We start from the raw sequence: 21,841 nt of genomic DNA, 5'->3' as shown, positions 1-21,841 counted from the left end.
TTTCATCGATGAAACTGCACGCCATAGTCGACGAAAGGTGGCCAGCCGGATGCCGTGCCATCGTGATGACAGATCATGGAGAATTGCATGCTTGAAAAGCGTATCCGCAACGCGTCCCTCTTGAACAGGATCGTCAGTGCCGAAGAGGCCGCCAGTCTCATTCAGGACGGCATGACGGTGGGCATGAGCGGCTTTACGCGCGCCGGCGAAGCGAAGGCGGTGCCGCTGGCGCTGGCCGAGCGCGCCAAGACGAACCCCATGAAAATCACCCTGATGACCGGCGCCTCACTCGGCAACGATCTCGACAAGACCATGGTGGAGGCGGGCATGCTGGCGCGCCGCATGCCGTTCCAGTCCGATCCGGCTTTGCGCAGGGCGATCAATGACGGCAAGGTGATGTTCATCGATCAGCACCTTTCCGAAACGGTCGAGCAATTGCGCGGCGGCCAGATTCATGGCGTCGATATCGCCATTGTCGAGGCGGTAGCGATCACGGCGGAAGGCGGCATCGTGCCAACCACCTCCGTCGGCAATTCCGCAAGCTTCGCCATTCTGGCCGATAAGGTCATCGTCGAAATCAACCTCTCGCAGCCCGAGGTGCTGGAGGGGTTGCACGACATCTTCATTCCCGCCAGACGCCCGACCCGCATGCCCATTCCGGTGGTGGCGACGGATAGCCGTGTCGGCCTGCCATTCATTCCGGTGCCGCCGGAAAAGATCGCCGCCATCGTGCTGAGCGACAAGAGCGACAGTTTTTCAACGGTGCTGCCACCGGATGACGAGACGAAGGCCATTGCCGGGCATCTCACCGAGTTCCTGTTGAACGAAGTGCGTCACGGCCGCATGACCCATGAACTCCAGCCGCTGCAGGCCGGCATCGGCACCATCGCCAATGCCGTGATGCACGGTTTCATCGATACGCCGTTTCACGATCTCAAAATGTATTCGGAGGTCCTGCAGGATTCGACTTTCGAACTGTTTGATGCGGGCAAGCTGACTTTCGCCTCCGGGTCGTCGATCACGCTGTCTTCCGCCATGAACGGGCAGGTGATGCCGCGACTGGCGGAATATAAGAGCAGGCTTATCCTGCGGCCGCAGGAGGTCAGCAACCACCCGGAAGTCATCCGCCGCCTCGGCATTATCGGCATCAACACGGCGCTGGAATTCGATATCTACGGAAACGTCAATTCCACCCATGTCGGCGGAACGCACATGATGAACGGCATCGGTGGCTCGGGGGATTTCGCCCGCAACGCCTATATGTCCATCTTCGTCACCAAATCGATCGCCAAGGGCGGGGCCATTTCAAGCGTCGTGCCGATGGTAAGCCATGTCGATCATACCGAACATGATGTCGATATTCTCGTCACCGAAATCGGTCTTGCCGATCTGCGTGGGCTGGCGCCTCGTGAGCGCGCGGCGGTCATCATCGCGAACTGCGTGCATCCTGATTATCGCGATGCGCTGATGGATTATTACCGGCGGGCGGTGGCGCGGGGTGGACATACGCCGCATCTCATCGAAGAAGCGCTATCCTGGCATGCGGCTCTGCGCGAAAGGGGCACGATGCTGCCGCAGAAATAGGCCTGCATTTTAGAAGGCGCTCCCTTGCCGGTGTGACAGCTGTGCAATTGGGTCCGTTTGGACACACCGGGGCGGAAAGTGTCCGCTCCGGTGCTGTGGTTGCTGGCGCGGCGGTTCCGCCTCCGGTAGAAAATCCTCTCCCCCGGCTGCTGTCTGGCTGCCTCTGGGTTGTAGGAGAGTAATGTGATGCCCATTCGCTTCGTGGCCATGATCGCCATTGTCGCCCTGCTCGCCGGCTGCGGGGGGCGTCCGATTGGGGTCATGACGCCGACGGGGCAAACCGTGGCGGGAACCACGCCGGTCAACCTTCTGGTCGCCACCACCCGTGCACCATCGGAAAACGCCGCCGTGCTTTTTGGCGGCGAGCGTGGAACGGGTCTGAAGGTGGATGCGGTAACGGTTTCCATTCCGCCCAATGCCAACCGCAAGGTCGGGCAGGTGCAATGGCCGAAGAAACTGCCGCCGAACCCGCTCAAGGATTTCACCACGGTTGCGGTGGAGCCCATTCGCTCCGAAGCGGAAACACGAAGCTGGATCAGCAAGCATATCCAGAAAGACCGCCGCGTGCTGGTCTTCGTGCATGGTTTTAATAATCGTTACGAAGAATCCGTCTATCGCTTCGCCCAGATCGTCCATGATTCCGGCACGGATGTCGTGCCGGTGGTCTTCACCTGGCCATCGCGGGCGAGCATTTTCGATTATAATTACGACAAGGAAAGCACCAACTACTCTCGCGATGCGCTGGAGGAAATGCTGACGCGACTCGCCAAGGACAAGTCCATCGGCGAGGTCACGGTCATGGCCCACTCCATGGGTACCTGGCTTGCGGTGGAGGCGCTGCGCCAGATGGCCATCCGCAATGGCCGGGTCGATCCGAAGATCGGCAATGTCATTCTCGCCGCGCCGGATCTGGATGTGGACGTGTTCAGCCGGCAATTCGCAAGCCTCGGCAAAACCCCGCCGAAATTCACTCTGTTCGTTTCGCAGGATGATCGCGCTCTCAGCCTGTCACGCCGTATTTCCGGCAATGTCGATCGTCTCGGCCAGATCGACCCATCCGTCGAGCCCTATCGCAGCGAGCTTGAAAAGGCCGGCATCACTGTTCTGGATTTGACCAAGCTGCAATCCGGTGACCGCCTGAACCATGGAAAATTTGCCGAAAGCCCCGAGGTTGTCCGGCTTATCGGCGACCGCCTTATCGCCGGGCAGACGGTGACGGATTCCGATGTCGGCTTGGGTGAGGCGCTGGGCGCCGTCAGCATCGGGGCTGCGCAAACCGTCGGGACGGCGGCGAGCGTCGTGGTCAGCGCGCCGATTGCGGTCTTCGATCCGCGCACGCGTGAAAATTACGGCAGGCAGGTGGAACGGCTCGGCCGCTCCGTGGAAAATACCGTCGGATCGGTGGGCGATACCGCCGGTTCCGTGGTGGACGATCAAGCTGTTCAGTCATCGAGAGTGAATTGCGAGGCGGCCCCCAATCGAAACCGGGCAGAGTGCCGTAACCGATAGATCAAAGATCAAAAGCGAGATGGTGAAACCGTAAGGGGTTTTCATCATCTCGCCCTCGCAGATTTGTATACAGCTTGTATTTTTATCTGTATGGTCGGGTCTACAAACAACTTCCGGAGTAGACCCCATGCGTTGGAAACGCACCCTCCAGCTTCTCGATGTTCATTGCGAAGGCGAAATCGGCCGTGTCGTCACCGGCGGCGCACCGAAAATTCCCGGCAATACGGTGGCCGAACAGCTTCACTGGATGAATACCGATCCGCAGGGAGAGGCGCTTCGTCGCTTCCTGACGCTGGAGCCGCGCGGCACGCCGATGGGGTCGGTTAATCTTCTCCTGCCGCCGAAGCACCCGGATGCACACGCGGCTTTTGTCATTCTCCAGCCGGATCAGGCGCATGCCAGCTCCGGGTCCAATTCCATCTGCGCGACGACGGCGCTTCTGGAAAGCGGCATGGTGGAAATGCAGGAGCCGGAAACCGTCATCATCCTCGAAACAGCGGCCGGTCTGGTCAAGGCCACGGCCACCTGCCGCGACGGTCGTTGCGAAAAGGTCAAGCTGACCATGGTGCCATCCTTCGCGCATGAGCTGGATGTCAGCATCGACACGCCCGAATGGGGCAGGGTGACGATGGATATTTCCTATGGCGGCATTTTTTATGCGCTGGTCGATGTCCGCCAGATCGGCCTCACCATCGAAAAGGCCAATGCGGCCAAACTGGTCTCGGCGGGCATGATCCTGAAAGATCTGGTCAACCGTGAAATGACCGTCGTTCATCCGGAAATTCCGGCCATTTCCGGCGTTGCCTATGTCATGTTCCGCGATGTGGATGCGGATGGCTCCATCCGCACCTGCACCACCATGTGGCCGGGCCGGGCGGATCGCTCGCCCTGCGGCACCGGCAACTCCGCCAATCTCGCCACGCTATATGCGCGCGGCAAGGTGAAGGTGGGAGACGAGTATAAATCCCGCTCGATCATTGGTTCGGAATTCGATGTCGGCCTTTCCGCCGTCACCGAGGTGACCGGCCGCCCGGCTGTCATCCCCACCATTGCCGGGCGTGGTTTCACCTTCGGCCTGCATCAGGTGGGTCTCGATCCCTTTGATCCGCTGGCCGATGGTTTCGCCATGACCGATGTCTGGGGGCCGGAAGCGGGCAACATCTGAAGCGCGCTTCAAAAAAATGACATTTACGGCTGCCTGATCGTGTCGGGCGGCTGTTTTCCCGCGACAAAAGATGCTAAGCGGGCGCAATTCCATCATGCTCCGAGGTATCCCGATGAAGTCGCTCACCCTGCGCCGCCCTGATGACTGGCACCTGCACCTGCGTGATGGGGCAATGCTGGAAGGGGTGATCGGGGATACGAGCCGCCATTTCGCCCGCGCCATCATCATGCCGAACCTGGTGCCGCCGGTCGTCACCACGGCCGATGCCCGCGCCTATCGCGAACGCATCGTCAAGGCAATTCCAGCGGGTGACCGTTTCGAGCCGCTGATGACCCTCTATCTCACCGAGGACACGCAGGCCGACGATGTGGAAGAGGGCAAAAAAAGCGGCCTCATCACTGCCGTAAAGCTCTATCCGGCGGGTGCGACCACCAATTCCCACGGCGGCGTGCGCGATTTCAACAAGGCCATGCCGGTTCTGGAACGCATGGCGAAGATCGGCCTGCCGCTCTGCGTGCATGGTGAGGTCACGACGCCGGAAGTCGATATTTTCGACCGCGAGAAAGTGTTCATCGATACGGTTCTGGAGCCACTGCGCCAGCGCCTGCCGGAACTCAAGGTAACGATGGAGCACATCACCACCCGCGACGGCGTGGACTATATCAAGTCGTCCAAGGCCAACATCGCCGGCTCCATCACCACCCACCATCTCATCATCAACCGTAACGCCATTCTGGTTGGCGGTATCAAGCCGCATTATTATTGCCTGCCCGTCGCCAAGCGCGAAGAACACCGGCTGGCGCTGCGGGCTGCCGCGACTTCGGGCGATGCACGCTTCTTCCTCGGCACGGATTCCGCCCCACATGTGGACCCGCTGAAGGAATGCGCCTGCGGCTGCGCCGGCATCTATACCTCGATCAACACCATGAGCTGTCTTGCCCACGTCTTCGAGGATGAAAACGCCCTCGATAAGCTGGAAGCCTTCGCTTCGCTTAACGGCCCGGCCTGGTACGGGCTGGCTCCGAACGAGGAGACGATCACGCTGGTCAAGCGCGAGGAAGCGGTGGCCTTTCCTGAAAAAATCGAGACGGGCGCCGGGCCGGTCACCGTGTTCGATCCGATGTTCCCGCTCCATTGGGATGTGAGTTGATTTTTTAGTAACCGCCGGCACTGCCGGCGGTTTTGTTATGGTCCCTAGGCATTCGCCCTTCGGCGCCGCCTGCGGATGCCTGCAATGCTGAACCGAGACGTTGTGCTTTCCGAAAACCGATCCGGGTTTTCGGAGCGATAAACCAAGGCCGAAAAAGGAGAACGCCTATGAACCATTTCACATTCACTGACCGCGCCGTCGTTGCGGAACTGGTTGCGAAGATGTTGTGGGAAATCAAGGCGGTCCATTTTAATTCCGAAAGCCCCTATACCTTCGCTTCGGGCATGAAGAGCCCGGTTTACATCGATATGCGCAAGCTCATCTCCTTCCCGCGCATCCGCTCGGCAGCGATGGATTTTGCGGCGGCGGCGGTGATGCGCGAGGCCGGTTTCGAGAAGTTCGACTGTGTGGCAGGTGGTGAAACGGCGGGCATTCCCTTTGCCGCTTTCCTTGCCGAGCGCCTTGGCCTGCCGATGATCTATTGCCGCAAGAAGCCGAAAGGCCATGGCCGCAACGCTCAGATCGAAGGCCATATGCCGGAGGGAGCCCGCGTTCTCGTCATCGAGGATCTGACGACGGCGGGCGGCTCGATGTTCACCTTCATCGACGCCATCCGTGCGGCGGGCGGCATTGTGGATCACGGTATCGCGCTGTTTTATTACGGCATCTTCGAAGAGGCGGAAGCGCGCTTCGCCAATGGCAATGTCAAGCTGCATTACCTGACCACCTGGCGCGATGTTCTGGCCGTTGCCCGGGCTGAGAAACTGTTTGACGAAAAGACCCTCTCGGAGGTCGAGGCCTTCCTCGATAACCCGCTGCCATGGTCGGCAAAACGCGGCGGTGTCAGCGAATTGCCGCAATCTTAATTTCGGATGCGGCCAGCCCGGTTTTGCGGCTGGCCTTCCGATCGATCTTGGTCTAAATCGATTTAAGTCCATTTGATTTGCTGTTTTGAGGAGGACCGTAATGATCCTGTGTTGTGGTGAAGCCCTGATCGACATGCTGCCCCGGCAGACGACGCTGGGTGAGGCAGGTTTTGCCCCCTATGCAGGCGGAGCGGTCTTCAACACGGCGATTGCGCTGGGGCGTCTCGGCGTTCCATCCGCCTTCTTCACGGGCCTTTCCGATGACATGATGGGCGATATCCTGCGGGAAACCCTGCGCGCCAGCAATGTCGACTTCAGCTATTGCGCCACCCTTTCGCGGCCGACCACCATCGCCTTCGTGAAGCTGGTGGATGGCCATGCGACCTATGCCTTCTATGACGAAAACACCGCTGGCCGGATGATCACCGAAGTGGAGCTTCCGGCGCTGGGCGCCGATTGCGAGGCGCTGCATTTCGGTGCGATCAGCCTCATCCCGGAGCCTTGCGGCAGCACCTATGAGGCGCTGATGACGCGCGAGCATGAAAGCCGTGTCATCTCGCTCGATCCGAATATCCGCCCCGGCTTCATCAAGGACAAGCAGTCCCACATGGCCCGCATCCGCCGCATGGCGGCCATGTCGGATATCGTGAAATTCTCGGATGAGGACCTTGCCTGGTTCGGGCTGGAAGGTGATGAGGACACGCTTGCCCGCCACTGGCTGCATCACGGCGCAAAGCTGGTCGTCGTCACCCGTGGCGCCAAGGGCGCGGTGGGGTATAGCGCCAATCTCAAGGTGGAAGTGGCCTCCGAGCGGGTGGAAGTGGTCGACACTGTTGGCGCGGGTGACACATTCGATGCCGGCATTCTTGCCTCGCTGAAAATGCAGGGTTTGCTGACCAAGGCGCAGGTTGCCTCGCTCACGGAAGACCAGATCAGGAAGGCTCTGGCACTCGGCGCGAAAGCGGCCGCTGTCACCGTTTCGCGGGCCGGCGCGAACCCACCCTTTGCGCATGAAATCGGTTTGTGATGAGCGCGGTTGAACCATTTTGAAAAGGTGGTTCAACACTCTTCCCGGCTTTAGAACCGTAAAAAACCGTTATTTCGATATTATGAAGCTTGTGTCCGCTGTTTTTTCACGAAACAAGCATCGCATGAGCGTTCCCAAGTCCCATCCTTTCGATTTCGACCCGACCTATGGCATGCAGCGCGAGCAACTGCTGGCCATCACCCCGCCCGAAGCGCCGCCGGGCTTCGATGATTTCTGGAAAAAGCGCTATCGCCGCGCGCTCGCCACGGATTGCCGGCCGGTGCTACGCAAGAGCAGGCTCACCGACCCCCGCTGGCATGTCCTTGATATGACCTACACCTCCACCGGCGGTTTTCGCATCGGCGGGTGGCTGCTTTTGCCGCGCGAAGGGCAGGTGCGCCGCGGCCTCGTTGTGGGCCATGGTTATGGCGGGCGAGGGGAACCCGATTTCGACGTGCCGGTGGAAGAAACGGCCGTGCTGTTTCCCTGTTTTCGCGGGCTTTCGCTGAGCGCCTGTCCGCCGATCTCGTCCGACCCGGCGCTTCATGTTCTCTATAATATCGACAGGAAAGACGATTACATCATCGGCGGCTGCGTCGACGATCTGTGGGTTGCCGTTTCCACGCTCATCAGCCTTTATCCCTGGCTGGAAGGGCAGGTAGGTTACAGCGGCATCAGTTTCGGCGGCGGCATCGGTGCCCTGGCCATCCCTTTCGACGAGCGCATTGATCGCGGCCATCTTGTCGTGCCGACATTCGGACACCGGCCTTTCTGGCTGACGTTGCCCACCGTTGGCAGCGCGGATGCGGTTCAGACCTATCAGAAGACCCATGCCAATGTGCTTGAGACGCTGCGCCTGTTCGATGCCGCCAGTGCCGCCACCCGCATAAAAGTGCCGATGTTGGTCGCGCCCGCGCTTTTCGATCCGGCGGTCGCGCCGCCCTGCCAGTTCGCGGTGGCCAATGCGCTGCCGAAATCAAAATTTAATGAAATATTCATCCTCGACGCCGGGCATTTCGATTACCCTGACAGCGCATCGCAAGATGCGGTCCATAAGGACAAGGTCAGACGGTTTTTCAAGGTGCCATGAAACGCGAATATCTCCGCTGGTATAGTCAAAGGCTCCATCGCGACATGGAGCTGTTAATATTCGGACATTCCGGCGCCAGGGTGCTGATGTTTCCCACCCGCGACGGGCGTTTCTTCGAATATGAGGAACTGGGTCTTGTCGGCAGTCTGGCCGACAAGCTGGAGGCGGGCCACCTTCAGCTCTATTGCATAGAGGGGTTGGCCAGAGAGACCTTCTATGCGGCCGGGCATCATCCCGCCGATCGCATTCGCCGCCATGCCGCCTTCGAAGAGTATATTCTGAACGAAGTGCTGCCGCTGATGGCCGAGAAAAACCCGAATAGCGATACGATCGTGCAGGGTTGCAGCCTGGGTGCGTTTCAGGCCGCCAGTCTCGTTTTTCGCCACCCGCATCTTTTTCGCAAGCTCGTCGCCTTTTCCGGCCGTTACGATCTGACGATGAAGGTGGAATTCTTCGGCGATCTGTTCGATGGCTATTACGACGACGACATCTATTTCCACATGCCGAGCCATTTCCTGCCGGGCCTCGCCTGCCCATGGCGGCTTGAACACCTGCGCCACATCGACATGGTTTTCACCATCGGCGATGCTGACCCGTTTCTGGACAACAACCATCATCTGAGCCGGGTTCTATCGGAGAAGCAGGTGGGGCATCAAATGCATGTCTGGGATGGCCGCGCCCACCGGGCCGGAGCGTGGCGCAAGATGGCGGCGCTTTATATTTAAGGCCGCCGCATAAAAAAAGCCGGAGGTGTCTCCGGCTTTTAAGATTGAGGTCGTAACGTCCCTCAGCCTGCCAGACCGGCCAGCGCCTTCACCAGTCCCTGCGTAGAGCTGTCATGACCGGCAGCGCTTTCCTTGCCCTCAACGACGGGAAGCAGGCCGGTTGCCAGTTCCTTGCCAAGCTCCACGCCCCATTGGTCGAAGGAGTTGATGCGGAACAGCACGCCTTCGACGAAAACGCGGTGCTCGTAGAGCGCGATCAGACGGCCAAGCGCGAACGGCGTCAGCTTGTCGTAGACGAAGGTGATGGAGGGGCGGTTGCCGGTGAAGACGCGATGCGGCGCGATAAAATCGGCGAGTTTGTCTTCCATGCCCTTGGAGGTGAGCTGGGCTTTCGCTTCGGCGAGCGTGCGGCCCTTCATCAGCGCTTCCGATTGCGCCAGGCAATTGGCGATGAGAAGCTGGTGCTGGTGGCGCAGTTCGGGCTCGAAACCGTTGGCGGCGATCATGAATTCGGCCGGAATGACGCTCGTGCCCTGGTGGATCAGCTGGTAGAAGGCGTGCTGGCCATTGGTGCCAGGCTCGCCCCAGACAACCGGGCCGGACTGGCCTTCGACGGGCGTGCCGTCGATGGTCACACCCTTGCCGTTCGACTCCATGTCAAGCTGCTGCAGATAAGCCGGGAAACGCGAGAGCCGCTGGTCATAGGGCAGGATCGCCCGTGTCGGGTAATTCAGCACGTTGCGATTATAAAAGCCGATGAGACCGAGCAGCATCGGCAGGTTTTCGCGGATCGGCGCTTCGCGGAAATGCCTGTCCATGGCATGCGCACCATCCAGGAACTTGCCGAAATTATCCGGCCCGATGGCGATCATCAGCGGCAGGCCGATGGCCGACCAGATCGAATAACGTCCGCCAACCCAGTCCCAGAAACCGAAGATGCGGTCGCTTTCGATGCCGAAGGCGGCAACCTTTTCCAGTGCGGTGGAAACGGCGGCGAAGTGATGCTTGACAGCTGCCTCACCCAGTTTCTCGGCGATGAAGCGACGCGCGGTGGCGGCGTTCGTCATCGTCTCGATGGTTGTGAAGGTCTTCGACGCGACGATGAACAGCGAGGTTTCCGGGTCGATAAACTTGAGAGTATCGGCGATATGGGCGCCATCGATGTTCGAGACGAAATGCGCGCGCGGGCCGTCATGGAAAGGCGCGAGTGCCAGCGTCGCCATCACGGGGCCGAGATCGGAACCGCCAATGCCGATATTGATGACGTCGGTGATCTTCTTGCCGGTCGCACCCTTCAGCGAACCGGAACGGATCGCCTCGGCAAACTTGCCCATGGCGGTGAGAACGGCGTTCACGTCAGGCATCACATCCTTGCCGTCCACGAGAACCGGCGTGTTGGAGCGATTGCGCAGCGCAGTATGCAGCACGGCGCGGTCCTCGGTGAAGTTGATCGCCTTGCCCGAGAACATCTCCTCGCGCTTGGCTTCGACACCGCCCTCGCGTGCGAGCTGTTCGAGAAGCGTGACGATCTCTTCGTTCACGGCGCATTTGGAATAGTCCATCAGCAGGTCATCGAATTTGGCGCTGAAACGGCTGAATCTCTTGTCGTCGGCCGCAAAGGCGGCGCGAAGATCGGTTGCGGCTGTGCTGCTCGCCGTTGCTTTCAGTTTTTCGATGGTGGCCTGCATCTTGTGCTCCTCGGCTTCCGTGGAAGGATGAGGAAACTATTCTTTTTCAGGCGGCCAAATCAAGGCGACTTTGATAAAAGAAAAGGGCCAGGATGAAAGAAAGAGCCGGTCGCCCGGCTCTCCCCATTGCGCGAGACAATCAGTTCAGATTGCGCAATTCGCGCCGCAAGATTTTGCCGACATTCGATTTCGGCAACTCGGTACGGAACTCGATGATTTTCGGCCTTTTGTAGTTCGTCAGGTTCTTGGCGCAAAAGGCCTTGAGCTCCGCTTCCGTGAGCGACTGGTCCTTCTTGACCACGAAAAGCTTTACGGTTTCGCCGGAATGTTCATCCGGAACACCGATGGCGGCGCATTCCAGCACGCCCGGATGGCTGGCGGCCACTTCTTCCACCTCGTTCGGATAGACGTTGAAACCGGAAACGAGGATCATGTCCTTCTTGCGGTCGACGATCTTGGTGTAACCGCGCTCGTCCATGAAACCCATGTCGCCGGAACGGAAGAAGCCGTCGGCGGTCATGGCTTTTGCGGTTTCATCCGGCCGCTGCCAATAGCCTGCCATGACCTGCGGTCCGCGAATGCAGATCTCGCCGACTTCGCCTGTCGGCAGGCTGTTGCCGTCCTCATCGCGAATATCGATTTCCGTCGAGGAGATGGGCAGGCCGATGGTGCCGCTGAATTCCGTGGAATCGAGGCGGTTGACGGTGGCGACCGGGGACGTCTCGGAGAGGCCGTAGCCTTCGGCAATCGGGCAACCGACGATGGAAAGCCAGCGTTCCGCAACCGGCCTTTGCACCGCCATGCCGCCGCCGAGAACCAGAATAAGCGACGACAGATCGAGCTTGCGGAAATCCTCATTGTTCATCAGCGCGTTGAAAAGCGTGTTGATGCCGGGGAAAATATGCGGCTGATAATGCGTCAGCTCCTTCACGAAGCCGGGAATATCGCGCGGATTGGCGATCAGCAGATTATGACCGCCGAGCGCAATGCCCATCAGCGAATTCACCGTCAATGCGAAGATGTGGCAGAGCGGCAGCGCGCAGATGAAGTTGAGAACTTCCGGGCGGTCCTTTCGGCCGTTGAAGGCGGCGTCCAGCCACAGGCTGATCTGAAGCTTGTTGGCCAGAAGATTGGCATGGGTGAGAACCGCACCCTTGGATACGCCGGTTGTGCCGCCGGTATATTGCAGGAAGGCAATGTCCTGCGCCGTGAGGCTGACAGGCCTCAGCGAGAAACCCTGACCTTCCTTCAGCATGGCCTTGAAGCTGATGGAACCGGGGATGGTATAGGCAGGCACCAGTTTCTTGACCTTGCGAACCACCAGATTGACGATATGTCCCTTCAGGCCGAGGAGATCGCCCATCGCCGCGACGACCACATGCCGCACCGCGGTTTTAGGCACCGCCTGCTGGGCCACATGGGCGAAGTTTTCCAGAACGAAGATCGCCTTTGCGCCGGAATCCTTGAGCTGATGTTCCAGTTCGCGCGGGGTGTAGAGCGGATTGACATTGACCACGATCATGCCCGCCCGCAGGATCCCGTATACCGCGACGGGATTTTGCAGGATATTCGGCATCATCACGGCAACCCGGTCGCCTTTTTCCAGCCCTCTGGATTGCAGCCAGGCAGCGACCGCGCGGGTTTCAGCGTCCAGTTCCCGATATGTCAGGGACTTTCCCATGCTGGAAAAGGCCTTGCGGTCGGCAAATTGCGCACAGCTCTTTTCGAGAAGTTCGACAAGGGAGGCATGGGCGGATGCGGGGATTTCGGAAGGTACGCCCGGCGGATAGGATGCCAGCCAACGCTTCTCTGCGCTGACATTTTCCGGGTGTCCCAGGGACAGTTCACTCATGCTTCTCCTCCCAGAGTCTTTGTCGCGCCGCGCATTCCTTGAAACGCGTGAAGGGCGCTTTCGGCTGCCTGATGTTCACAAAGCTCCCGCATTCAGCCGGCTCAATCGGCCGGGTTGAGGGAACCTCATGTGGCGTCACCGGATCGACCGCTCCTCTCGCTCCCCGGTGACGAATGATAGACGCCTAATCCCTTGACGTCCATCTCGTAGGCAACCTATTTAACTCTAACGTAAACGTCAATATTGCTGCCTCACATCTCGCCAACTCGTGAAGGGAAAGCATTTTGCCCGGCTTTTTTGACTTTAATCCTGATTTGAGCGATCAACATAATTCGCAACGCAGGGCAGGATTGGAAATGGCAGGCAGGGCAGCGCTTGAACTGAAATCGGTCGGGAAGAGATTCGGCGAGACGGAAGTGCTGTCCGATATCGATCTTTCCGTTGAACGCGGCGAAATCATTTGTCTGGTGGGGCGCTCCGGCTGTGGAAAATCGACCCTGCTGCGCATCGTGGCGGGCGTGGAGACGCCGGACCATGGCAGCGTTTCCCTGAACGGCGCTGTTGTTGCCGGTCCTGCTGTTTTCATTGAGCCGGAAAAGCGCAATATCGGTTTTGTCTTTCAGGATTATGCGCTGTTTCCGCATCTGACCGTCGAGCAGAATGTCATGTTCGGTCTTCGATCTCTGTCGAAGGTGGAAGCCCGCCGCCGCGCTGCCGAGATGATAGAACATGTTCACCTGCAGGAACTGGCGAAACGTTATCCGCATACGCTGTCTGGCGGCGAGCAGCAGCGTGTGGCGCTTGCCCGCGCGCTTGCCCCGCAGCCCGGCCTGCTCCTGATGGACGAGCCCTTTTCCAATCTGGACAGGGGATTGCGCGACAGCGTGCGCGAGGAAACGCTCGGCCTGTTGCGGCAACTGGGCACGACGGCGATCATGGTGACGCATGATCCGGAAGAGGCGCTTTCGGCAGGCGACCGCGTGGTTCTGATGCAGCGCGGGCGCATCGTGCAGAGCGGCACGGGTTACGAAATTCACGATCATCCCAAGACCCGTTATGCCGCCGATTTTTTCTGCGCCTTCAACAAGATCGAAGGCCGGGTAAGACAGGGCCGCGTCGAAACGCCGCTCGGGCTTCTGGGCGATGCGTCCGATCTGCCTGACGGTCTCGCTGCCGTTGCCTATGTTCGCCCAAATGCGATTTCGATCATCGAGGACGGTGCGGCGAAAGAAGGAATTGCCGGCGAAATATCGAGCCGTGTCTTCCTCGGGGAAATCGAGCAGCTTGGCATAGCCGTGCCCGGACTGTCGGCAGATCTGCGTGTGAGGACGATGCAGCGCACACCCGCCCGGACGACAGCGGTGCGCTTCGGTATCGACCCCAAGGGAGTGCTGATATTTACTGCAAGTTGAGTGAGCGGATTTGTATGTTTATTTCCGCTCCATTTTCAACTCTTGGTGATCCAATCCGCCCGAAAAACAGAGAAATAAAACTTGATTTGGGTCATCAGGTATGATGTCTGCTCCCTCTATATTGCCGCTATCGGAGAGGGAGACAAAACATGACGAAATTTACCAGATTTGCCCTGCTTGCCAGCACGGTTGCCTTTGCGGCCGGAACGGCCAGCGCTGCGGAACTCAACATTTACACCACCCGCGAACCGGGCCTGATCCAGCCGCTGCTGGAATCCTTCACCGCCTCGAGCGGCGTCAAGGTCAACACCGTGTTCCTGAAGGACGGTCTTGCCGAGCGCGTTCTGAGCGAGGGCGCAAGCTCGCCTGCCGACGTTCTGATGACGGTGGATGCCGGCAACCTCGTCGATCTCGCTGAAAAGGGCGTCACCCAGGCAGTCGAATCCGAAACCCTGACCAAGGCCATTCCGGCTGAACTTCGCGACGCCAAGGGCCATTGGTTCGCACTCTCCATGCGCGCCCGCGTTCTTTATGCGGCGAAGGATGTCGATCTCGCCTCCTTCAACTATGAAGATCTGGCGGATGCGAAGTGGAAGGGCAAGGTCTGCATTCGCGCCGGCCAGCACCCCTATAACACGGCGCTCTTTGCCGACTACATCGCCCATTACGGCGCTGCGGACACCGAGAAGTGGCTTGCCGGCGTCAAGGAAAACCTGGCCCGCAAGGCAGGCGGCGGCGACCGTGACGTTGCCAAGGATATCCTCGGCGGCATTTGCGATATCGGCATCGCCAACTCCTATTATGTCGGTCTGATGCGCTCGGGCAAGGGCGGCGAGGAGCAGGTGAAGTGGGGCGACGCCATCAAGGTGGTTCTGCCGACCTTCAAGAATGGCGGCACGCAGGTCAATATCAGCGGCGCGGCCGTGGCCAAGAATGCACCGAACAAGGCGGAAGCCGTCAAGCTGCTGGAATATCTCGTCTCCGACGAAGCCCAGAAGATCTATGCTGAAGCCAACTACGAATATCCGGTCAAGCAGGGTGCGGCTCTCAACGAGATCGTCGCTTCCTTCGGCACGCTGAAGATCGATAACAAGCCGCTGACGGAAATCGTCTCGCACCGCAAACAGGCGAGCGAGCTGGTCGACAAGGTCGGTTTCGACAAGTAAGGGCCAATCAGCGATAACATGGTGGAAGGCGTTCGCATTCGCGGGCGCCTTTCCGCGTATTTTCTAGAAGCACATGAATCCAGACGCCATCCAGCCACTGACACCTCGTGCCCGAGCCAGGTTTTCATCCTCCTTCTGGTGGCTGTGCCTTTCCGTGCTGGCGGTCTGCGGCGCCATGGTGCCGGTTCTAGCGCTTGTATCGCAGGCGTTGCAGGGTTCTGAAGGCCTGTGGGCGCATCTCGGCTCGACCGTGCTCTGGACGGCGCTTCCGGATACGGCGATCCTTCTCGCCGGGGTCGGGTTGCTGGCCGGCGTCGTCGGAACCTATGCCGCCTGGCTGGTCACTGCCTATGATTTTCCTGGCCGCAAAATATTGGAATGGGCGCTGCTGCTGCCGCTGGCCATGCCCACCTATATCGTGGCTTACGCCTATCTGGATATTCTGCATCCCATCGGCCCGGTGCAGGGCGCGCTCCGCTGGCTGCTCGGTTATTCCAGCCCGCGTGAATTTCGTCTGCCGGACATAAGGTCCATGACGGGCTGCATCGTCCTTCTCGGCTTCGTGCTGTTTCCCTATGTCTATATTCCCGTCCGCGCCATGTTCCTGACGCAGGCGGGCAACCTGCTGGAAGCGGCACGAACGCTCGGCGTTTCCAGACGCACAGCCTTCTTCAAGGTCGCGGTGCCGCTGGCGCGCCCGGCGATTGCGGTCGGCATCAGCCTTGCCTTGATGGAAGCGCTGAACGATATAGGCGCATCGGAATTCCTCGGCGTCCGCACCCTCACCGTTTCCGTCTACACCACTTGGGTCACGAAATCCGACCTGCCGGGTGCGGCGCAGATCGCGCTTTCCATGCTGTTCATCGTTGTCGCCCTCGTGGCGCTGGAGCGCTGGGCGCGGCGCAGGCAGCGTTATGCCGTTTCGGCGCAGAAAAGCAGGGAACTGGAGCCGCTGCGGCTCAACGGCCTGAAGGGCTGGGCCGCTTTCGTACTCGGCGGCCTGCCGGTCCTGATCGGCTTTGTGGCGCCGGCCAGCTATCTCGTCATCGAGGCATGGAAACGGTTCCGTTTCAGCGGCCTCTCCGCCCGCTTTGCCGATGAGGCTCTGAACACCATCGTCTTTGCCGGCCTGGCGACGGTTATCACCCTTATCCTCGGCCTCGCGGTTGCTTACGCCATGCGCCTTGCACCGGGGCGTCTCTCGCTCTGGTCCTATCGCCTTTCGACGGTCGGATATGCGGCCCCCGGCACGGTCATCGCCATCGGCGTGCTGATCGCGCTTGGCGGCTTCGACCGGTTTGTCGACCAGACCATGCGTGACTGGTTCGGCATCTCTACCGGCCTCATCTTCATCGGCAGCGGTGCCGCGCTGATCTATGCCTATTCGGCGCGTTTCCTCACCATTGCGGCGGGCGGTGTGGATGCCGGCCTCAGCCGCATACCGCAATCCTTCGATCACGCCTCGCGAACGCTCGGGCGATCCGCGACGCAGACATTCCGCCAGATTCATCTGCCGCTATCCAAGGCGTCGCTTGCGGCAGCGGCGCTGCTGATCTTTGTCGATTGCGTCAAGGAGCTTCCCGCCACGCTTCTGTTGAGGCCGCTGAATTTCGAAACCTTCGCTACCCATCTTTATGGCGAAGCGGCGCGCGGCACCTATGAGGAGGCGGCAATCGCAGCGCTGGCAATCGTCGTCATCGGCATGCTTCCGGTCATGCAGCTTGCAAGGATCGGCCGGCGCAAGGGTTGATATCGAAGCCCTGCTTGATAAATGATGGACGCAAAACTGTGCGAGAGGCCAATAAGCTTCAAATCCCGCCAGAAAACGACAAGCATCCTGCCTTAATCCTGATGTAAATACTCAGCTTAATTGAGGTGCCGCGGCCTGTCGAATTTGGACATCGGCCGCGATCTGTTTCGGGGCATATCTTGAAAAATTTGCATGGGATGTTTTTGAGCCGTCTGGCTTTGGGCACGGCCGCCGTTGTTTTGCTGGCGCCAGCGATGGGTCACGCGCAGGACACGACCGTTCTGCAGCAGATTACCGTTGAAGGGCAGGGCGCGGAAAACGCGACGGGTCCGGTCCGGGGTTATGTCGCGAAGAAAAGCGCGACCGGTTCGAAAACCGAGACGGAAACCAGGGATATTCCGCAATCCGTATCGGTCGTCGGCCGCCAGGAAATGGATGACCGCGGCGCAGTGACGAAAATCGACGAGGTACTGCGTTACACCCCCGGTGTGACGGCGGAGCCCTTCGGTACGGACCCGGATACGGACTGGATTTACATCCGTGGTTTTCAGGCCACCCAGACCGGCGTGTTTCTGGATGGTCTGAACCTGTTCAGCTACGGTTTCGGCGGTTTCCAGATGGATGCCTACGGTCTGGAGCGCGTGGAAGTTCTGAAAGGCCCCGCCTCGGTGCTTTATGGCGGCGCCAATCCCGGCGGTATCGTGCAGATGGTCCGCAAGCGCACGCAGGATGAGCCGGTGCGCGAAACGGAAATCGGCATCAATAATTTCGGCAATGCCTTCTTCGGTTTCGATCTCGGCGACAAGGTCGATGGTGAAGGCGTGTGGAAATATCGCGTCACCGGCAAGGTCTCCGGCGGCGACAATTACACCGATTATTCCGAGGATTTGCGCGGCTTCATCATGCCGCAGATCACCTTCGAGCCGGACGCGCAGACGAGTGCCACGCTTTACGGTTATTTCTCGGCGCTCGACCAGGTTCATATCGGCAACGGTTTCCTGCCCTATGTCGGCACCGTGGTCGACGCGCCCTTCGGCAAGCTCGACCGAAAGGCCTTTTATGGCGAGCCGGATATCGACAATGGCCGCGTCTACCAGTCCATGGTGGGTTACGAGGTCAGCCACGAATTCGACAATGGCTGGAAGATCAGCCAGAACGCCCGCTATGGCCACCTCTACAAGCACGAAACCGGACCCTATGCCGGTGGCTGGGCCAATACAGACGCAAACGGCCAGCCGATCCTCGATGCCACCACCAACGACTATATGTTGACCCGCTTCGGTTACGATGGCGTGTCGAAAGTCGACAGTTTCGGCGTGGATAATCGGGTCGAAGGCCAGTTCGATACAGGCGCGGTCAACCATTCGTTGCTTTTCGGTCTCGACTATAAATATTACCGGCTGGACCAGGTGCAGGCCTGCTGCGGATCGAATGCAATCGGTGCGCTCAACCCGGTCTATGGCTCCACGCAGGGAACGAATTTCGTTTATGCCGACAATATCGTGACCCAGCAGCAGATCGGCATTTACGCGCAGGACCAGCTGCGTTTCGGCGATGGCTGGCTGGTCACGCTGAATGGCCGTTACGACTATGTCGACACCGAGCTGAACAACAGGCTCCCGGCGGGCCTCTCCCGCCGCTCGAATGACGATGCGCTGAGCGGCCGCGCCGGTCTCGCCTATGAATTCGACAATGGCCTGACACCCTATGTCTCGGCCGCCACTTTCTTCAATCCGCTCATCGATACGCTTGCGGATGGCACTCCCGCTTCGCCGGAAGAGGGACACCAGTTCGAGGCTGGTATCAAATATGAGCCGACCTTCTTCGACGGCAGCATCACGGCCTCCGTCTTCAAGCTGGTCAAGGACAATGCCATCGTTTCCTATACGGCCGGTGGTGTGACCACGAGCGGTCAGTTCGGGCAGGTGGAATCCACCGGCTTCGAGCTGGAGGCCAAGGCCAATCTCAGCGAGAACTGGAAGGCGCTCGCCTCCTATTCCTATACGGATCTCGAGATTACTCGCGATGCCAATCCCAATCTGATTGGCAAATCGCCATGGATCGTGCCCGCCCACACCGCCTCGCTGTGGCTGGACTATGCCTTCACCACAGACGCGCTGGAAGGCCTGAGCCTCGGCGGCGGCGTGCGGTATCAGGGCAAGTCCTGGGCGGATGAGGCAAATACGTTGCGCGTTCCGGATGCTGCCGTCTTCGACGCCGCAATCCGCTATGAGAAGAACGACTGGACCGCATCGATCAACGTCGCCAATGTCTTCGACAAGGAATATGTGAAGAGCTGCGCCGGCGTCTCCGTCTGCGGCTGGGGCGATAGCCGCACCATCACCTTCAAGCTTTCCAAGAAGTGGTAAGAGTTGGCTGAAGGCCGGCAGTTGCGGGGAAAGCAGTTTGCCACTATAAACATGAATAGATTTATCATGTTTATAGTGGCGCCATGGCGCCCTGTCGGATCGAGAGGCCATGGCTTTCCGCGTGCGGATGGAAAATGAGATCGAGGGTTTTGCCGTCATTGGCGGGCCGCGCTCGCGGGTCTGGAACGGCATCGTCGCCGATCTCTGGGATGTGCGTTGTGCCCCGAAGGCCGGCGGCCGTTATGTCGGCAAGGATCCGCGTTTCGTTTTCCTGCTGGATATGGACGGGACGGATGACGGCCGGTTCATGATGAACCGCTGCCGTCGCGACAATTACAGCTCGTCAAAGGCGAACCGTATTTCCTTCGTGCCCGCCGATCTGGATGTGCATGCCGAACTGAGCAACGTCTCCTTCGTGCGCCACCTCGATCTGCATTTCGATGCGGGATTGCTGGGTGCCCGGCTGGTGCAGGGCTTCGACCCGCACAGCCTGCTCGATCCGCATCTGATGTTCGAGGATGAGCGCCTGCTGGCGCTGGCGCGACTGATTGCCGCCGAATGCGATAATCCCGATCCGCTGCATGACCTTTATGGCGAAAGCCTCGTGCTGGCGCTATTGACGGATTTCCTGAAAGTGAAGCGGGAGCCGGTCAAAAAACGCAGCAAGCTCGCCGCCTGGCAGTTGAGGGCGGCCACGGATTACATTCGCGAACATTGCCTGCGGTCGATCCGGCTGGAGGAACTTGCGGAACTCACCAACCTGTCGCAATCGCATTTCAGCCATGCCTTCAAGGCCTCCACCGGCGTGCCGCCCCACCAATGGCAGATGCAGGCGCGCATTGATCACGTGAAGGAACTGATGATGCGGACCGACATGGCACTGACCGACATCGCCATTGCCGCCGGTTTTTCGGATCAGGCGCATTTCTCCCGTGTCTTTCGCAAGATGGTCGGTGTTTCTCCCTCCGTCTGGCAGAAAATCCGCCAATAAAGACGCGTTTTCGTTCCGTTCTCCTTCAAAAAAATTCCCGCCGAAGCGCCTGAAACGCCGCGGAACGAATTGTCCGTCGAGGGGTTTACCAGACGTGACACAAACGAGGAAAATCAAGGAGGAAAGGCAGATGATGCATCAGGAACCCCGCGCCGGACAGGACCCCTATGTCAAGGATACGCCGAGCCTGATCGCCAGCGACAAGGTGGAAGGCACGCGTGTTTATGGCGCCGACGGCAAGCATATTGGCTCGATCCAGCGCATCATTCTGGAAAAGCGCGGCGGGCGCGTTGCCTATGCTGTCTTGAGCTTCGGCGGCTTCCTCGGCATCGGTGACGACTATTATCCGCTGCCCTGGGAAAAGCTGCACTACGACGAAGAACTCGACGGCTACCGCATCGATCTCACCAAGGAAGAGATCGAAAACGCGCCGCACTTCGCCAATCTCGATGATAACGACCTGCTGAACGCCAAGGACAGCAAGGTCTATGATTATTACGGCGTCGCACCCTATTGGATGTAACGCCGAGAGAAAAAGCGCTTCCGGCCCATCGATCGCCGAAAGCGTCGCAAATAAAAGAACGGCTCCTTTTCGGGAGCCGTTCTCTTTTGGGTGCGTCAATGCGGGTTTTTCTGCATCTCGGAAACCGCGTCGGTGAAGCACTTGCGCGCTTCTTCGGGCGATTTACGGCCGTCAAGGGCGGCACGGCAGGCGCTTCTCGCTCTCACGAAGCTCAATCCGCCAGTTTTGGGCCAGCCTTCCGTCAATAATGTCAACGCTTCGAAGGGGCCGGCGATGACGCTCTTGCCATTCGCCTCGAGATTGACCTCGACAGGCTCTGTCCATCTCTCGTTCTTCATCGTGCACCTCCCAGAGCAACGCGATCCCGAAATACACTCGACAGCGAAGCAACCCATGAACGCAGTCGTGTGTCACTGCTGCTTAGGATATGCGCAAGCAATCGAATTGACAACGGGGATCAGCGGAAGCCGAAAAACGACAGGATCGCCAGAACGATGACGACAAGACCGACGATGTAGATGATCTGATTCATGATTTTCTCCTTGGCTGGTGTCATCACCATAACGTGAGGGAGAAGACGAGGTTCCAGCAGCCAATGAGAATTTAATCACGTACTAAAATGTTGCGGACGTCCCATCGCCGGTGAGAGAGGATATCACCTCCGCAGGATCACCCAGATCGCGTGGATAATGCCGGGAACATAACCGCACAGCGTCAGGAGAATATTCAGCCAGAAATGCAAGCCGAGCCCGACCTGAAGAAACACGCCGACGGGCGGAAGGATGATGGCGATCAGGATACGAATGACGTCCACGATGACAGGCTTTCCAGTTAACAAGATTCGGCGATCAACGTCCGGGAAGGCGAGTTTGTTTCAAACGTTTTCAGTACAAGGGAAGGACGGCAAACAATGATCAACTCGTGAACAGTGATCGTGCATTGATTGACTTAAGGAATAAAAATGGTTCCGCTTA

General features: G+C 59.2%; 18 protein-coding genes. 14 read left to right on the top strand and 4 right to left on the bottom strand.

Annotation, left to right across the window (positions count from 1 at the left end; genetic code table 11):
• Window positions 1-87 precede the first annotated feature (87 nt).
• The 8 genes from scpC to F3H58_RS22610 all read left to right on the top strand — a co-directional run bounded on the left by scpC (window position 88) and on the right by F3H58_RS22610 (window position 9,116).
• The gene (gene scpC, locus F3H58_RS22645; RefSeq protein ID WP_149743860.1) at window positions 88-1,584 is read left to right on the top strand and encodes a succinyl-CoA:acetate CoA-transferase ScpC; all 1,497 of its coding nucleotides are present in this window, start codon (window positions 88-90) and stop codon (window positions 1,582-1,584) included.
• 186 nt (window positions 1,585-1,770) lie between these two features.
• On the top strand, window positions 1,771-3,093 hold the full coding sequence (locus F3H58_RS22640; protein WP_035265045.1) for an alpha/beta hydrolase: 1,323 nt from the start codon (window positions 1,771-1,773) through the stop codon (window positions 3,091-3,093).
• A 127-nt stretch (window positions 3,094-3,220) separates the two neighbouring features.
• Window positions 3,221-4,258, top strand: coding sequence for a 4-hydroxyproline epimerase (locus F3H58_RS22635; RefSeq protein ID WP_149743859.1), 1,038 nt, complete (start codon window positions 3,221-3,223; stop codon window positions 4,256-4,258).
• A gap of 112 nt (window positions 4,259-4,370) precedes the next feature.
• Entirely contained in the window at window positions 4,371-5,408 is a 1,038-nt protein-coding gene (gene pyrC / locus F3H58_RS22630) for a dihydroorotase (RefSeq protein WP_080856948.1), read from the top strand.
• A gap of 167 nt (window positions 5,409-5,575) precedes the next feature.
• Window positions 5,576-6,274: an orotate phosphoribosyltransferase gene (locus F3H58_RS22625; RefSeq protein ID WP_003520012.1), complete on the top strand. Its 699-nt coding sequence runs from the start codon at window positions 5,576-5,578 to the stop codon at window positions 6,272-6,274.
• 100 nt (window positions 6,275-6,374) lie between these two features.
• On the top strand, window positions 6,375-7,301 hold the full coding sequence (locus F3H58_RS22620; protein ID WP_149743858.1) for a carbohydrate kinase family protein: 927 nt from the start codon (window positions 6,375-6,377) through the stop codon (window positions 7,299-7,301).
• Between the two features lie 124 nt (window positions 7,302-7,425).
• The gene (locus tag F3H58_RS22615) at window positions 7,426-8,391 is read left to right on the top strand and encodes an acetylxylan esterase (protein ID WP_149743857.1); all 966 of its coding nucleotides are present in this window, start codon (window positions 7,426-7,428) and stop codon (window positions 8,389-8,391) included.
• Window positions 8,388-9,116: an esterase family protein gene (locus F3H58_RS22610; protein ID WP_149743856.1), complete on the top strand. Its 729-nt coding sequence runs from the start codon at window positions 8,388-8,390 to the stop codon at window positions 9,114-9,116. The genes F3H58_RS22615 and F3H58_RS22610 overlap by 4 nt, the downstream gene beginning before the upstream one ends.
• Before the next feature lie 62 nt (window positions 9,117-9,178).
• Here the strand turns inward: F3H58_RS22610 and pgi are convergent, their stop codons facing one another.
• Complete coding sequence (gene pgi, locus F3H58_RS22605; protein WP_149743855.1) at window positions 9,179-10,804, bottom strand: glucose-6-phosphate isomerase; 1,626 nt, start codon at window positions 10,802-10,804, stop codon at window positions 9,179-9,181.
• 139 nt (window positions 10,805-10,943) lie between these two features.
• Complete coding sequence (locus F3H58_RS22600) at window positions 10,944-12,656, bottom strand: long-chain fatty acid--CoA ligase (protein ID WP_149743854.1); 1,713 nt, start codon at window positions 12,654-12,656, stop codon at window positions 10,944-10,946.
• Between the two features lie 356 nt (window positions 12,657-13,012).
• On the opposite strand from F3H58_RS22600, the gene F3H58_RS22595 reads away from it, so the two are divergent.
• The 6 genes from F3H58_RS22595 to F3H58_RS22570 all read left to right on the top strand — a co-directional run bounded on the left by F3H58_RS22595 (window position 13,013) and on the right by F3H58_RS22570 (window position 20,867).
• On the top strand, window positions 13,013-14,068 hold the full coding sequence (locus F3H58_RS22595) for an ABC transporter ATP-binding protein (RefSeq protein WP_149743853.1): 1,056 nt from the start codon (window positions 13,013-13,015) through the stop codon (window positions 14,066-14,068).
• 149 nt (window positions 14,069-14,217) lie between these two features.
• Window positions 14,218-15,234: an extracellular solute-binding protein gene (locus F3H58_RS22590; protein WP_149743852.1), complete on the top strand. Its 1,017-nt coding sequence runs from the start codon at window positions 14,218-14,220 to the stop codon at window positions 15,232-15,234.
• Window positions 15,235-15,307: 73 nt separating this feature from the next.
• On the top strand, window positions 15,308-16,984 hold the full coding sequence (locus tag F3H58_RS22585) for an ABC transporter permease (protein ID WP_149743851.1): 1,677 nt from the start codon (window positions 15,308-15,310) through the stop codon (window positions 16,982-16,984).
• A 179-nt stretch (window positions 16,985-17,163) separates the two neighbouring features.
• Window positions 17,164-19,353, top strand: a complete 2,190-nt coding sequence (locus tag F3H58_RS22580; protein ID WP_149743850.1) for a TonB-dependent siderophore receptor — start codon at window positions 17,164-17,166, stop codon at window positions 19,351-19,353.
• Window positions 19,354-19,462: 109 nt separating this feature from the next.
• Window positions 19,463-20,344 (top strand): helix-turn-helix transcriptional regulator, encoded by an 882-nt coding sequence (locus F3H58_RS22575; RefSeq protein WP_188129033.1) that lies wholly within the window; start codon window positions 19,463-19,465, stop codon window positions 20,342-20,344.
• Window positions 20,345-20,474: 130 nt separating this feature from the next.
• Window positions 20,475-20,867 carry a PRC-barrel domain-containing protein gene (locus tag F3H58_RS22570; protein WP_149743849.1) on the top strand — a complete coding sequence of 131 codons (393 nt, stop codon included), beginning with the start codon at window positions 20,475-20,477 and terminating at the stop codon, window positions 20,865-20,867.
• 95 nt (window positions 20,868-20,962) lie between these two features.
• Here the strand turns inward: F3H58_RS22570 and F3H58_RS22565 are convergent, their stop codons facing one another.
• Both F3H58_RS22565 and F3H58_RS22560 read right to left on the bottom strand, forming a co-directional pair.
• Entirely contained in the window at window positions 20,963-21,205 is a 243-nt protein-coding gene (locus F3H58_RS22565) for a DUF982 domain-containing protein (protein ID WP_065654540.1), read from the bottom strand.
• Window positions 21,206-21,522: 317 nt separating this feature from the next.
• On the bottom strand, window positions 21,523-21,681 hold the full coding sequence (locus F3H58_RS22560) for a YqaE/Pmp3 family membrane protein (RefSeq protein ID WP_020811433.1): 159 nt from the start codon (window positions 21,679-21,681) through the stop codon (window positions 21,523-21,525).
• Between the last annotated feature and the right edge of the window lie 160 nt (window positions 21,682-21,841).

This window comes from Rhizobium sp. NFACC06-2, from assembly GCF_900101425.1.
GTDB classification, from domain to species: Bacteria; Pseudomonadota; Alphaproteobacteria; order Rhizobiales; family Rhizobiaceae; genus Agrobacterium; species Agrobacterium leguminum.
The sequence above is the reverse complement of the archived record's forward strand: the minus strand, read 5'-3'. Positions and strand labels throughout refer to the sequence as shown.

What these genes read in the sequence shown, in the direction of transcription:
- F3H58_RS22595 (WP_149743853.1), top strand. Translation starts at nt 13,013, where the DNA reads ATGGCAGGCAGGGCAGCGCTTGAACTGAAATCGGTCGGGAAGAGATTC.
- scpC (WP_149743860.1), top strand. Translation starts at nt 88, where the DNA reads ATGCTTGAAAAGCGTATCCGCAACGCGTCCCTCTTGAACAGGATCGTC.
- F3H58_RS22620 (WP_149743858.1), top strand. Translation starts at nt 6,375, where the DNA reads ATGATCCTGTGTTGTGGTGAAGCCCTGATCGACATGCTGCCCCGGCAG.
- F3H58_RS22640 (WP_035265045.1), top strand. Translation starts at nt 1,771, where the DNA reads ATGCCCATTCGCTTCGTGGCCATGATCGCCATTGTCGCCCTGCTCGCC.
- pyrC (WP_080856948.1), top strand. Translation starts at nt 4,371, where the DNA reads ATGAAGTCGCTCACCCTGCGCCGCCCTGATGACTGGCACCTGCACCTG.
- F3H58_RS22590 (WP_149743852.1), top strand. Translation starts at nt 14,218, where the DNA reads ATGACGAAATTTACCAGATTTGCCCTGCTTGCCAGCACGGTTGCCTTT.
- F3H58_RS22565 (WP_065654540.1), bottom strand. Translation starts at nt 21,205, where the DNA reads ATGAAGAACGAGAGATGGACAGAGCCTGTCGAGGTCAATCTCGAGGCG.
- pgi (WP_149743855.1), bottom strand. Translation starts at nt 10,804, where the DNA reads ATGCAGGCCACCATCGAAAAACTGAAAGCAACGGCGAGCAGCACAGCC.
- F3H58_RS22600 (WP_149743854.1), bottom strand. Translation starts at nt 12,656, where the DNA reads ATGAGTGAACTGTCCCTGGGACACCCGGAAAATGTCAGCGCAGAGAAG.
- F3H58_RS22615 (WP_149743857.1), top strand. Translation starts at nt 7,426, where the DNA reads ATGAGCGTTCCCAAGTCCCATCCTTTCGATTTCGACCCGACCTATGGC.
- F3H58_RS22635 (WP_149743859.1), top strand. Translation starts at nt 3,221, where the DNA reads ATGCGTTGGAAACGCACCCTCCAGCTTCTCGATGTTCATTGCGAAGGC.
- F3H58_RS22625 (WP_003520012.1), top strand. Translation starts at nt 5,576, where the DNA reads ATGAACCATTTCACATTCACTGACCGCGCCGTCGTTGCGGAACTGGTT.
- F3H58_RS22575 (WP_188129033.1), top strand. Translation starts at nt 19,463, where the DNA reads ATGGCTTTCCGCGTGCGGATGGAAAATGAGATCGAGGGTTTTGCCGTC.
- F3H58_RS22570 (WP_149743849.1), top strand. Translation starts at nt 20,475, where the DNA reads ATGATGCATCAGGAACCCCGCGCCGGACAGGACCCCTATGTCAAGGAT.
- F3H58_RS22610 (WP_149743856.1), top strand. Translation starts at nt 8,388, where the DNA reads ATGAAACGCGAATATCTCCGCTGGTATAGTCAAAGGCTCCATCGCGAC.
- F3H58_RS22585 (WP_149743851.1), top strand. Translation starts at nt 15,308, where the DNA reads ATGAATCCAGACGCCATCCAGCCACTGACACCTCGTGCCCGAGCCAGG.